At 73.2% G+C, this 12,150-nt stretch carries 10 protein-coding genes; 4 read left to right on the top strand and 6 right to left on the bottom strand.

Translation table 11 applies throughout. The features are described from left to right. Positions 1-261: 261 nt before the first annotated feature. The 5 genes from AB0I68_RS09335 to AB0I68_RS09315 all read right to left on the bottom strand — a co-directional run bounded on the left by AB0I68_RS09335 (position 262) and on the right by AB0I68_RS09315 (position 5,645). On the bottom strand, positions 262-2,562 hold the full coding sequence (locus AB0I68_RS09335) for a heavy metal translocating P-type ATPase (protein WP_363176606.1): 2,301 nt from the start codon (positions 2,560-2,562) through the stop codon (positions 262-264). 89 nt (positions 2,563-2,651) lie between these two features. Beyond that, positions 2,652-2,888 (bottom strand): heavy-metal-associated domain-containing protein, encoded by a 237-nt coding sequence (locus AB0I68_RS09330; RefSeq protein WP_363176605.1) that lies wholly within the window; start codon positions 2,886-2,888, stop codon positions 2,652-2,654. A 340-nt stretch (positions 2,889-3,228) separates the two neighbouring features. Continuing rightward, positions 3,229-3,429, bottom strand: a complete 201-nt coding sequence (locus tag AB0I68_RS09325; protein ID WP_363176604.1) for a MarR family transcriptional regulator — start codon at positions 3,427-3,429, stop codon at positions 3,229-3,231. Between the two features lie 270 nt (positions 3,430-3,699). Further along, the gene (locus tag AB0I68_RS09320) at positions 3,700-4,710 is read right to left on the bottom strand and encodes a Gfo/Idh/MocA family oxidoreductase (RefSeq protein WP_363176603.1); all 1,011 of its coding nucleotides are present in this window, start codon (positions 4,708-4,710) and stop codon (positions 3,700-3,702) included. A gap of 20 nt (positions 4,711-4,730) precedes the next feature. Next, a complete protein-coding gene (locus AB0I68_RS09315) occupies positions 4,731-5,645 on the bottom strand; it encodes a sugar phosphate isomerase/epimerase (RefSeq protein WP_363176602.1) in 915 nt (304 codons plus the stop codon). A gap of 41 nt (positions 5,646-5,686) precedes the next feature. Here AB0I68_RS09315 and iolC point away from each other — a divergent pair, with 41 nt between their 5' ends. From iolC to AB0I68_RS09295, 4 genes are read left to right on the top strand one after another with little or no spacing between them, the layout of a single operon-like run. After that, positions 5,687-6,637: a 5-dehydro-2-deoxygluconokinase gene (gene iolC, locus AB0I68_RS09310; protein ID WP_363176600.1), complete on the top strand. Its 951-nt coding sequence runs from the start codon at positions 5,687-5,689 to the stop codon at positions 6,635-6,637. 20 nt (positions 6,638-6,657) lie between these two features. Then, positions 6,658-7,494, top strand: coding sequence for a 5-deoxy-glucuronate isomerase (gene iolB / locus AB0I68_RS09305; RefSeq protein ID WP_363176723.1), 837 nt, complete (start codon positions 6,658-6,660; stop codon positions 7,492-7,494). Then, positions 7,491-9,359, top strand: coding sequence for a 3D-(3,5/4)-trihydroxycyclohexane-1,2-dione acylhydrolase (decyclizing) (gene iolD / locus AB0I68_RS09300; RefSeq protein WP_363176599.1), 1,869 nt, complete (start codon positions 7,491-7,493; stop codon positions 9,357-9,359). The genes iolB and iolD overlap by 4 nt, the downstream gene beginning before the upstream one ends. Before the next feature lie 12 nt (positions 9,360-9,371). After that, positions 9,372-10,871, top strand: coding sequence for a CoA-acylating methylmalonate-semialdehyde dehydrogenase (locus AB0I68_RS09295; protein ID WP_363176598.1), 1,500 nt, complete (start codon positions 9,372-9,374; stop codon positions 10,869-10,871). 163 nt (positions 10,872-11,034) lie between these two features. Here AB0I68_RS09295 and AB0I68_RS09290 read toward each other — a convergent pair whose 3' ends face one another. Further along, positions 11,035-12,096 carry a DUF916 domain-containing protein gene (locus AB0I68_RS09290; RefSeq protein ID WP_363176597.1) on the bottom strand — a complete coding sequence of 354 codons (1,062 nt, stop codon included), beginning with the start codon at positions 12,094-12,096 and terminating at the stop codon, positions 11,035-11,037. Between the last annotated feature and the right edge of the window lie 54 nt (positions 12,097-12,150).

Below are 12,150 nucleotides of genomic sequence, written 5' to 3'. Positions count from 1 at the left end.
GCGAGGAGCGCACACGCGGTGCGCTCCAATGGGTGTCTGCCGGGACCCGTACGGGTCGGGAGGGCCGCTCAAAGCACCCCGTTGGGCACGCGTCCCGGCCGGCTGATGCCCCGGACGTCCCCCAAGACCCCCGTGAACGTCCCCCAAGACGTTCCCGGCATCGCCCCATTAGACCCACTGCAGTGCCAGATGGTTACGTTGCAATCACTGTGATCTGCGTCTCCCGTGAAGGAAGTGTGCGCAGACTGCGGAGAAGATCCATCAGCGGAAGGATCGCAACCGGAGGCTGTTGCTCACCACGAAAACGGAGGAGAACGCCATCGCAGCCCCCGCAATCATCGGGTTGAGCAGGCCCGCGGCCGCGAGCGGCAGGGCCGCCACGTTGTAGCCGAACGCCCAGAACAGGTTGCCCTTGATGGTGGCCAGGGTCCGGCGGGAGAGCCGGATCGCGTCCGCCGCCACCCGCAGGTCTCCGCGTACGAGGGTCAGGTCGCCCGCCTCGATGGCGGCGTCGGTACCGGTGCCCATGGCCAGGCCCAGGTCGGCCTGGGCCAGCGCGGCCGCGTCGTTGACCCCGTCGCCCACCATGGCGACCGTACGGCCCTCCGCCTGGAGCCGGCGTACGACGTCCACCTTGTCCTGCGGGAGCACCTCGGCGATCACCTCGTCGATGCCCACCTCGCGGGCCACCGTCTCGGCCACGGCCTTGTTGTCGCCGGTCAGCAGAACCGGGGTCAGGCCGAGCGCGCGCAGCCGGGACACCGCCTCGGCGCTGGTCTCCTTCACCGCGTCGGCCACGGTCAGGACCCCCCGTGCCGCCCCGTCCCAGGCCACCAGGACGGCGGTGCTGCCCGCGGCCTCGGCGGCCGCCTTGGCCTCGGCGAGGCCGGCGGGCAGGGCGATCGACCAGTCGGCCAGCAGCTGCTCGCGGCCCACCAGGACGGCGTGGCCGTCCACGACGCCCTGGACGCCGAGCCCGGCGACGTTTTCAAAGGAACCGGGGGCCGCGAAGGACTCCGGGACCGGCAGGGAGCCGGTCCTCTCGGCCGCTCCGGTGGCGATGGCCCGGGCGATCGGGTGCTCGGAGGCGTGCTCCAGCGAGCCCGCGAGGCGGAGCAGCTCGCGCTCGTCCGTACCGGCGGCGGTGTGCACGCCGGACAGGGTCATCCGGCCGGTGGTGACCGTGCCGGTCTTGTCGAGGACGACCGTGTCGACGCGGCGGGTGGACTCCAGCACCTCGGGGCCCTTGATCAGGATGCCGAGCTGCGCGCCCCGCCCGGTGCCGACCATCAGCGCGGTCGGGGTCGCCAGGCCCAGGGCGCAGGGGCAGGCGATGATCAGGACGGCCACGGCGGCGGTGAAGGCGGCGGTGGGGTTGTCGGTGATCAGCAGCCAGGTGACCCAGGTGCCGAGCGCGAGTACCAGCACGACCGGCACGAAGACCCCGGAGATCCGGTCGGCGAGGCGCTGCACCTCGGCCTTGCCGTTCTGTGCGTCCTCGACGAGCCTGGCCATCCGGGCGAGCTGGGTGTCGGCGCCGATCCGGGTGGCCTCGACGACGAGACGGCCCGAGGTGTTGACGGTGGCGCCGGTGACGGAGTCGCCCACGCCGACCTCGACCGGGACCGACTCGCCGGTCAGCATGGAGGCGTCCACGGCGGAGCCGCCCTCGACGACCGTGCCGTCGGTGGCGATCTTCTCGCCGGGGCGTACGACGAACCGGTCGCCGACGGCGAGCTGCGCCACGGGGATCCGTACCTCGCTGCCGCCGCGCAGGACGGCGACGTCCTTGGCGCCCAGCTCCAGCAGGGCCTTGAGGGCCGCGCCGGCCTTCCGCTTGGAGCGGGCCTCCAGGTAGCGGCCGAGCAGGATGAAGCTGACGACGCCGGCGGCGACCTCCAGGTAGATCGCGGAGGAGCCGTCCGTACGGGAGACGGCGAAGTCGAAGCTGTGCCGCATGCCCGGCATCCCGGCGTGCCCGAAGAACAGGGCCCACAGCGACCAGGTGAAGGCGGCGAGCGTGCCGACCGAGACCAGGGTGTCCATGGTGGCGGCGCCGTGCCGGGCGTTGGTCCAGGCGGCCTTGTGGAAGGGGAGGGCGCCCCAGACGACCACGGGGGCGGCCAGGGTCAGCGAGAGCCACTGCCAGTTGTCGAACTGGAGGGCCGGGACCATCGCGAGCAGCACGACGGGGAGGGCCAGCGCGGCGGAGACCAGCAGCCGCTGGCGCAGCGAGGCCAGTTCGGGGTCCCTCGGCGCCTCGGTCTGCGCGGCCCCGGTCTGCCCGGCCTCCGGTTCCGGTTCCGGCGGCGGGGGCTCCTCGGCGGTGTACCCGGTCCTGACGACGGTCGCGATCAGGTCGGCGACGTGGACTCCGCTGCCGTACGAGACGCGGGCCTTCTCGGTGGCGTAGTTCACCGTGGCGGTGACCCCGTCCATCCGGTTCAGCTTCTTCTCGATGCGTGCGGCGCAGGAGGCGCAGGTCATCCCGCCGATGCTCAGCTCGACCTCGGCGGCTTCGGCCGCCGCTATGGGCCCGTCGTGCACTGTGCTGCTGCTCATGTCCGGCTCCAGGGGGAGGGCCGGGTCGTGCGGGACCAGTATGAGCTGGCCGGTACGACCCGGCGGGGTACTGCGAAGGAGAGGGGGCTTCAGACGGTCTGGCCGGCGAACTCGTACCCGGCCTCGTCCACGGCGGCGCGGACGTCCTCGTCGGCGAGCGGGGCGGCGGAGACCACGGTGACCTCGCCGGTCGCGGCGACGGCCTTGACCGAGCTGACGCCCGGCAGGGCGGAGATCTCCGTGGTCACCGCGCCTTCGCAGTGGCCGCAGGTCATGCCGGTCACCCGGTAGACGGTGGTGGTCTGGGTTGCCGTCTCGGCGGTCATGTCGTTCTCCTCTTCAGGGGCGTATCCGGTCGCCGGGGGGCGGCGGTATCGCACCACCGTCCTCCCGACTCTTGGAGACTATACCCCTAGGGGGTATCAACGCGAGTGTTCGCCGCCCTTTCCGGCCGGTTCCTGATGCCGGCCGGCCGGCGGGGGCCGGTCCGGGGGGCCGGGTCAGCGAGGGTGGGGCGGGTGAACGGGCCGGTGAGCTCCGGGCCCGGGTCGCAGTACGCGCACTTCTCGCGGGCAGCCGCTAGGCGCGGCGGCGGACGGCGCCGCGGCCGCCTTCGCGGACGGGGCCAGGCGGTCTCGTCCGCAGCCGGGGCCGCGGCCGTCGGGGTCAGTCCTCGCGGCGGCCCCGGTTGCCGGGGCGGCGGGCCACCCAGGCGCGGATCGTGTCGGCGTACCAGTACGGCTTGACGCCTTCCACGTGGTCGGGAGCGGGGAGCAGCCCGTGCTTGCGGTACGAGCGCACCGTGTCCGGCTGGACCCGGATGTGGGCGGCGATCTCCTTGTACGACCACAGCTGTCTGTCGCTCATCCACGACACCTCCTTGTCCACGGCGCGGGGCCGGCCGGGAGGCCGTCGGGGGAGCCGAAACGTGGACACAGACGATCAATCGGGTTGTGCCCGGAGAACGACGGAGGGCGAAGGCGGGGGAGGGGCTGTTGTCCGGCTGTGACGCAAAACCTGTGTAGCGCGGACATCTGTGACGCAAGGGTGACGTCTGTGACAGATACGGCACAACGGGTGCCCCTGGACGGGGGCACCTCCCAGCGGAGCGGGGGCAGGAGCGGGCGGGAGGGCGGCTCAGCGGTACAGGGCCGGCCGTTCCACCAGCTCCACGGGGGTCCGTGCCCCGCTGTGCGCGGCAGTGAGCCCCGCCGCGGAGACGGCGGCCGCCGCGTAGCCGTCCCACGCGTCGGGCCCGGCCACCCGGCCCTGCGCGGCCGCGGCCACCCAGCGCCGCAGCTGGCGGTCGTACGCGTCGGCGAAGCGCACGGTGAAGTCCTGGGCGATCTCCCCGTAGCTGCGGCCCGCGGACCGGACGACCATCGCCTGCCCTTCGCCGATCTGGGCGCTCCCGGACTCGCCGACCGCCTCGCACCGGACCTCGTAGCCGAAACCGCAGTTGACGAAGATCTCCACGTCGACGATCGCCCCGCCCGAGGTCTCCAGCAGGACCAGCCGGGGATCGCGCAGCCCCTCGGGGGCCGCCGAGGTGGGCGTCGGGGAGAGCACGGACACCGCCGTGATCTCCTGCCCGAGCAGCCAGCGCGCCGCGTCGACCTCGTGCACGACGGAGTCGCTGATCAGCATGTCGCTGGTGAAGAAGGAGGGCGAGGAGGCATTGCGGTGCCGGCAGTGCAGGAACAGGGGCCGGCCGATCCCGCCCGCGTCCAGCAGCTCTTTGAGCCGCTCGTACTCGGCGTCGAACCGCCGCATGAACCCCACCTGCACCAGACGCCGGCCCAGCCGCTGCTCCGCCTCCATCACCCGCAGCGCCCCCGCCGGGTCCGGGGTCAGCGGCTTCTCGCACAGCACCGGCAACTCCCGCTCCAGGGCCCGCAGGATCGCCTCCTCGTGGGCGGGCCCCGGGGAGGCGATCAGTACGGCCTGCACCCCGGGTGCGGCTATCGCGGCCGCCGGATCCGTGTGCGCGCTCGCACCGTCCAGAGCCGCCGCGACCGCCTTGACCCGGTCCCCGTCCGGATCGGCCACGGCCGTCACCCGGGCCCCGCCCACCGTCCGCCCGATCCGGCGGACGTGGTCGGCGCCCATCTTCCCCGTCCCGATGACGGCGATGCCCAGCGTGCTCATGTCGTGTTCCCTCCGGGGAGTCAGCGGGCGCCGCAGGAGCGCAGGTAGGCGCGGGTGCGGCGGGCGATCGGCAGCGGCCGGTCGGGCGGGCACGGGTACATGTCCTGCTCCACGATCGCGAAGAGGTCCACGCCGAGCCGCTGGGCGGCCGCGAGCACGGGCTCCAGCGCGGGCACCCCGGACGGCGGTTCGCACATCACCCCGCGAGCCACGGCCGGTCCGAAGGGCAGCTGCTCCGCGACGACTTCGGCGAGGATCCGCGGATCGACCTGCTTGAGGTGGAGGTAGCCGATCCGCTCGGCGAAGGTCTCGATGGCCTGGACGCTGTCGCCGCCGCAGTACGCGTAGTGCCCGGTGTCCAGGCACAGCGAGACCAGGTCCGGGTCGGTGGCGTCCAGGAAGCGGGCCACGTTCTCCGGGGTGTCGATGTGCGTGTCCGCATGCGGATGGACGACGATCCGCAGCCCGTACCGGTCCTGGACCTCGCGGCCCAGGCGCTCGGTCTGCGTGGTCAGTTCACGCCATTGGGCGGGGGTGAGGGTCCTGTCCTCCAGCACCTCGCCGGTCTTGTCGTCCCGCCAGAACGAGGGAATGACGACGAGGTGGCCCGCGCCCGTGGCCTGCGTGAGCGCCGCGATCCGCGACACGTGCTCCCACGTGTCCGCCCAGACGCCGGGCCCGTGATGGAGTCCGGTGAAGACGGTGCCCGCGCTGACGCGCAGACCCCGTTTGGCGGTCTCCTCGGCGAGGCGGGCGGGGGCGGTGGGGAGGTAGCCGTACGGGCCGAGCTCGATCCACTCGTACCCGGAATCGGCGACCTCGTCGAGGAATCGGTCCCACGGCGTCTGCAGCGGATCGTCCGGGAACCAGACACCCCAGGAGTCCGGAGCCGAACCGATGCGGATACGGGTCAACGCGGGCGGGGAGGACGTCATGACGGCCACCTTAGGGTGCGAGACGAGTGGGAGGACTGCCTGTGACCACCGCGGACGATGTCGCGTTCGACCTGATCACGATGGGGCGGATCGGGGTGGATCTCTACCCCCTGAGAACGGGCGTACCGCTGGCGGAGGCGGACACCTTCGGGAAGTTCCTGGGCGGCTCGCCCGCCAACGTCGCCGTCGCGGCGGCCCGGCTGGGCCGGCGGGTGGCGGTGATCACCAAGACCGGAGCGGACCCCTTCGGGACCTATCTGCGGGCCGAGCTGCGCGGGTTCGGGGTGGACGACCGGTGGGTGGGGGAGACGGCGCGCTACCCGACCCCGCTCACCTTCTGCGAGATCTTCCCGCCGGACGACTTCCCCCTCTACTTCTACCGGCTGCCGAAGGCCCCCGACCTGGAGATCGAGCCGGGGGAACTGGACCTGGCGGCGGTACGGGCCGCGCGGGTGTTCTGGATGACGGGGACGGGCCTGAGCGCGCAGCCGAGCCGGTCCGCCACCCTGGCCGCGCTGGAGGCGCGCGCGAGGTCCGGGATCACCGTCTTCGACCTCGACTGGAGGCCGATGCTGTGGGAGGGCGACCCGGGGGACCCGTACGCGCAGGCGCTGGGCCTCGCGACGGTGGCGGTCGGCAACGCGCAGGAGTGCGCGATCGCGACGGGCGAGTCCGAACCGCGGGCCGCGGCGCGGGCACTGCTGGCGGCCGGGGCGGAACTGGCCGTGGTGAAACGGGGGCCGGACGGGGTACTGGCGATGCGGCGGGACGGAACGGCGGCGGAAGCTCCGCCGGTGCCGGTGGAGGTGGTGAACGGGCTGGGCGCGGGGGACGCGTTCGGCGGGGCGCTGTGCCACGGGCTGCTGGCGGGCTGGGACCTGGAGCGGGTGATCCGCTACGCCAATGCGGCGGGGGCGATCGTGGCGTCACGGCTGGCGTGCTCGGCGGCGATGCCGTACGCCAAGGAGGTCGAGGAGGTGCTGGAGTCGTGACGGTGACCGCGTCGCACGAGATGGCGTTCACCGCGCTGCGGGTGCTGGACCTCGCCCCGGGCGAGACGTATGCGCACGGGTGCGCGGACCACGAGTGGATCGTCCTTCCGCTGGCCGGGGGCTGCGTGGTCCGCTGCGCGGAGCCTTCTCCCGGCCCCGGAGGGCCACCGGTCTCGGTGTTCGAACTGCGGGGGCGCGAGAGCGTGTTCACGGCCGTGACCGACTTCGCATACCTCCCCCGAGGTGGGGAAGCCCAGATCGGGTCCGCCGCCGGGGGGCGGTTCGCGCTCGTCGGGGCGCGGTGCGACACCGTGCTGCCGGCCCGGTACGGGGCCGCCCGGGACGTCCCGGTGGAGATCCGCGGGGCCGGCCCGTGCACGCGCCAGGTCAACAACTTCGCCGCCGCCGGCGTCTTCGACTGCGACCGCCTCATCGCCGTCGAGGTCCTCACCCCCGGCGGGAACTGGTCCTCGTACCCGCCCCACAAGCACGACGAGTTCCACCCCGGCCGGGAGTCCCGCCTCGAGGAGATCTACTACTTCGAGATCGCCCCGCACGGGGACACCCCCGGCCTCGGCTACCAGCGTGTCAGCCCCTCCCCCGCGGGGAAGACCGACATCCTCACGGAGGTGAGGACGGGCGACGCGGTGCTCATCCCGGACGGCTGGCACGGGCCGTCCATCGCCGCGCCCGGGCACGACATGTACTACCTCAACGTCATGGCCGGGCCCCCGGGCCAGCCCCGGGAGTGGCTGATCCGGGACCACCCCGACCACGGCTGGATCCGGGACACCTGGACCGGCCAGGACGCCGACCCCCGGCTGCCCTTCCACCGAGCGGAGGACGAGACCCGATGAGGCTCACCGTCGCGCAGGCCCTCGTCCGCTTCCTCGCGCGCCAGTACACCGAGCGCGACGGCCGCCGCCACCGGCTGATCGCCGCCACCTGGGGGATCTTCGGGCACGGGAACGTCGCCGGCATCGGGCAGGCCCTCCTCGAGAGCGGCCCGCGGGAGATGCCGTTCCTCCAGGGGAGGAACGAGCAGGCCATGGTGCACGCCGCCGTCGGGTACGCCCGCCAGTGCGGGCGGCTCTCGGCACACGCCGTCACCACCTCGATCGGGCCCGGCGCCACCAACCTCGTCACCGGGGCCGCCCTCGCCACGATCAACCGGATCCCCGTCCTGCTCCTGCCCGGCGACACCTTCGCCACCCGGCCCGCCGATCCCGTGCTGCAACAGCTCGAGGTGCCGTACGCGGGCGACCTCTCCGTCAACGACACCCTGCGGCCCGTCTCCCGCCACTTCGACCGGATCACCCGCCCCGAGGCGCTGATCCCGGCCGCCCTCCAGGCGATGCGGGTGCTCACCGACCCCGTGCAGACCGGCGCGGTGACCCTGGCGCTGCCGCAGGACGTCCAGGCGGAGGCGTACGACTGGCCGGCCGAGTTCTTCGCCGAGCGCGTGTGGGGCGTACGCCGGCCCCGGCCCGACCGGGCGGAGCTCGCGCAGGCCGCCGCGGCCGTACGGGGCTCCGCGCGCCCGCTGATCGTCGCCGGCGGCGGGATCCGGCACAGCGCGGCCCAGGCCGCGCTGGCGGAGTTCGCCGAGGCCACCGGGATCCCGGTCGCCTGCACACAGGCGGGCAAGGGGGTGCTCCCGTACGACCACCCCGCCGATGTCGGCGGCATCGGGCACACCGGGACGGCCACCGCCGACGAGCTGGCCCGCGGCGCCGACCTGGTCATCGCCGCCGGGACCCGGCTGACGGACTTCACCACCGCCTCCTCGACCCTGTTCCAGAACCCCGCCGTCCGGTTCCTCGGGCTCAACCTCGACCCGTACGACGCCCACAAGCTCGCCGCCCGGCCGCTGGTCTGCGACGCGCGGGTGGGCCTGGAAGACCTCCGGGACGCGGCTGCCGGGTACCGCGTGGACCCCGCGTACGAGACGACGTACAAAGAGAGGAAACGGAGCTGGGAGCGGCTGGTCGACCGGGCCTACGCGGCCGCCGACGAGGACGCCGCCCCGACGCAGGTCCAGGTGCTCGGGCTGCTCGACGCCGTCGTCGGCGCCGACGACATCCTGGTCAACGCCGCCGGCTCGCTCCCCGGGGACCTGCACAAGCTGTGGCGGGCCCGCTCGGTCGACCAGTACCACGTGGAGTACGGGTACTCCTGCATGGGCTACGAGATCCCGGCGGCGATCGGCACCGCACTCGCCGCGCCCGGCCGCCCGGTGTGGGCGCTGGTCGGCGACGGGACGTACCTGATGAACCCGACCGAGATCGTCACGGCCGTGCAGGAGGGGATCCCGATCAAGGTGGTGATCCTCGACAACCACGGCTACGCCTCCATCGGCGGCCTTTCCGGGGCCGTGGGCGGGGAGGGCTTCGGGACCGCATACCGCTTCCGGGCGGACGACGGTTCGTACACCGGCGCGCCCCTGCCGGTGGACCTCGCGGCCAACGCAGCCTCCCTGGGGATGGCCGTGATCCGCACCCGCACCATCAGTGACCTGCGGAAAGCCCTCGCCGAAGCGCGTGAGGCGGACCGTCCCACATGTGTCTACGCACAGACCCGAACACCCGACACTGTGTCGGGCCCGCCCCCGGCACAGGCGTGGTGGGATGTTCCTGTGGCCGAGACCGCGACCCGTGCGTCGGCGAACGCGGCCCGCGAAGAGTACGACCGGCAAGCCGTGCAGCGACGTCGCCATCTGTGAAGGAGCAAGGCAATGAAGACCGTCAACCACTGGATCGGTGGCAAGACCGTCGAGGGCGCGTCGGGCAACTACGGCCCGGTCACCGACCCGGCCACCGGCGAGGTCACCACGCAGGTCGCCCTCGCGTCGGCCGATGAGGTCGACGCGGCCGTACGGGTCGCCCAGGAGGCCTTTCAGACCTGGGGCCAGTCCTCGCTGGCCGCCCGCACCAAGGTGCTGTTCGCCTACCGCGCCCTGCTGGACGCCAACCGCGACGCCATCGCCGAGCTGATCACCGCCGAGCACGGCAAGGTGCACTCGGACGCGCTGGGCGAGGTCGCGCGCGGCCTGGAGATCGTCGAACTGGCCTGCGGGATCACCACGCAGCTCAAGGGCGAGCTGTCGACCTCCGTCTCGAACCGGGTCGACGTCTCCTCGATCCGCCAGCCGCTGGGCGTGGTCGCGGGCATCACCCCGTTCAACTTCCCCGCGATGGTCCCGATGTGGATGTTCCCGCTGGCCGTGGCCTGCGGAAACACCTTCATCCTCAAGCCGAGCGAGAAGGACCCGTCGGCCGCCAACAAGCTGGCCGAGCTGGCGTCCGAGGCCGGTCTGCCGGCCGGTGTGCTCAACGTCGTCCACGGGGACAAGGTCGCCGTCGACGCACTGCTCGCCCACCCCGGCATCGCGGCCGTCTCCTTCGTCGGCTCGACCCCGATCGCCCGCCACATCCACACCACCGCCTCCGCCCACGGCAAGCGGGTCCAGGCCCTGGGCGGCGCCAAGAACCACATGCTGGTGCTGCCGGACGCCGACCTGGACGCGGCCGCCGACGCGGCGGTCTCGGCCGCCTACGGCTCGGCCGGCGAGCGCTGCATGGCGATCTCCGCCGTCGTCGCCGTCGGCTCCATCGGCGACACGCTGGTGGAGAAGATCCGCGAGCGCGCCGAGAAGATCAAGATCGGCCCGGGCAACGACCCGACCTCCGAGATGGGCCCGCTGATCACCGCCGCCCACCGCGACAAGGTCGCCTCGTACGTGAAGGGCGCGGCCGACCAGGGCGCCGACGTGGTCCTGGACGGTACGGGGTACACGGTCGACGGCTTCGAGGAGGGGCACTGGATCGGCCTGTCGCTGCTGGACAACGTCAAGACCGATTCCGACGCCTACCGCGACGAGATCTTCGGGCCGGTGCTGTGCGTGCTGCGCGCCGAGACCTACGAGGAGGGCGTGGCGCTCATCAACGCCTCGCCGTTCGGCAACGGCACCGCGATCTTCACCCGCGACGGCGGCGCCGCCCGCCGCTTCCAGCTGGAGATCGAGGCCGGCATGGTCGGGGTCAACGTGCCGATCCCGGTGCCGGTGGGCTACCACTCCTTCGGCGGCTGGAAGGACTCGCTCTTCGGCGACCACCACATCTACGGGAACGACGGCATCCACTTCTACACCCGCGGCAAGGTCGTCACGACCCGCTGGCCCGACCCGTCCGAGGCCCCGGTGGGCGTGGACCTCGGGTTCCCGCGCAACCACTGACCGCAGGACCCCAGGACCGGCTCGCCCCCCGCAACCCTCGCGCGGGGGGGCGAGTTCCGTTCCGGCTCCCCCGGTCCGGAACAGGGACCGGACGTCCCCCGCCGCCCGCACGCCCGGGGGCCGTCGGGGAGCGGCAGCGCGAGCCGTGGCACACCCGGGCCGGTCAGCGGGTCCCGGCCAGGTCCGCCGCGGGCTCGTCCTGTTCGCTGTCGTCCGCGGACCGTGGGCCGCGGCGGCGGCGCAGGACCAGGAGGGTGAGCACGGCGCCCGCCAGGACGAGCAGCGCGCCGGCGGCGGGCCACGGCACGGCGATGAACTCCGCCTCGGAGTCCGAGGCCAGGTCCGGGTAGGCCGTCGCCCCGGCCGAGATCCGCACGGTGACCCAGTCCGACTGCGGTGCGTCCGCCCAGGGTTCGGTCAGCTCGATCCGCTGGCCCGGCAGCAGCACCAGCTTCAGCTCGCGGGCCTTCCGGTCGAGCACCGTGCGGCCGAACAGCCCCTCGGCGGACACCGCCACCCTGGGCTCGACGACCACATTGCCCCGGTTGACCAGCGTGTACGAGATCGTGGCGCGGGCCTCCTTGACCCACGGCAGCAGCGGCGCGGACCGGCTGACCTTCACGTCCTCCACGCTCAGCCCCGCCGTCACCGGCCCCGGCACCCGGAAGTACAGCCGGGAGCCGACCTGCCGCTTCACGCCGACCTGGACCTTGCCCTCCTGCCGGATGCCCTCCACGGCGGTGTTGAGGGCGACGATCCCGCCGACGTGGTCGCCGGGCGTCGCGTCCTGCGGGACCTTCACCGTGAACGGGATGTCCTTGCGGCCCCTGGGCGGCACGGTCACCGTGGTCGCCGTCTCGGGCGGCAGCGCGATCCACGCCCCCACGTCCTTGGGCTTGCGGTCCGCCGGCAGCAGCGCGAAGGCCCCGCCGGCCGGGGTGTTCACCGCGTCGGTGGCGAAGATCTGGAAGGTCAGCTCCCTGTCGGAGGAGTTCAGGATCGTCGCGCTGTCGCTGACCGTGGTCCCGGCCGCCCCCTGGTGGAAGAAGTACGCGCGGTCGGTCATCGCGGCGCCGGCCGGGGGCGTCGGGAACACCCCCCAGGTGCCGTTGTCCGCGGCCGTCGCCGTCGCGGCCGGCAGGAGCAGGCTCGCGACCAGCAGCAACAGGGCGAGGAGCGGACCGTACGCAGAAGCGCGGGTACGGGGGCGGGGGCGGGGGCGCATGGGCGGCTCTCCAGTCGGCGCGGGGGCGCGGGGGCGCGGGGCGCGGAACGCGGG

This window comes from Streptomyces sp. NPDC050448 (genome assembly GCF_040655295.1).
Taxonomy (GTDB): Bacteria; Actinomycetota; Actinomycetes; order Streptomycetales; family Streptomycetaceae; genus Streptomyces.
Note: the sequence above shows the minus strand (reverse complement) of the source record. Positions and strands in the feature narration are given on the sequence as shown.

Coding starts and splice junctions, on each gene's coding strand:
- iolD (WP_363176599.1), top strand. CDS start 7,491: ATGAGGCTCACCGTCGCGCAGGCCCTCGTCCGCTTCCTCGCGCGCCAG.
- AB0I68_RS09320 (WP_363176603.1), bottom strand. CDS start 4,710: ATGAGCACGCTGGGCATCGCCGTCATCGGGACGGGGAAGATGGGCGCC.
- AB0I68_RS09315 (WP_363176602.1), bottom strand. CDS start 5,645: ATGACGTCCTCCCCGCCCGCGTTGACCCGTATCCGCATCGGTTCGGCT.
- iolB (WP_363176723.1), top strand. CDS start 6,658: ATGGCGTTCACCGCGCTGCGGGTGCTGGACCTCGCCCCGGGCGAGACG.
- AB0I68_RS09325 (WP_363176604.1), bottom strand. CDS start 3,429: ATGAGCGACAGACAGCTGTGGTCGTACAAGGAGATCGCCGCCCACATC.
- AB0I68_RS09330 (WP_363176605.1), bottom strand. CDS start 2,888: ATGACCGCCGAGACGGCAACCCAGACCACCACCGTCTACCGGGTGACC.
- AB0I68_RS09290 (WP_363176597.1), bottom strand. CDS start 12,096: ATGCGCCCCCGCCCCCGCCCCCGTACCCGCGCTTCTGCGTACGGTCCG.
- AB0I68_RS09295 (WP_363176598.1), top strand. CDS start 9,372: ATGAAGACCGTCAACCACTGGATCGGTGGCAAGACCGTCGAGGGCGCG.
- AB0I68_RS09335 (WP_363176606.1), bottom strand. CDS start 2,562: ATGAGCAGCAGCACAGTGCACGACGGGCCCATAGCGGCGGCCGAAGCC.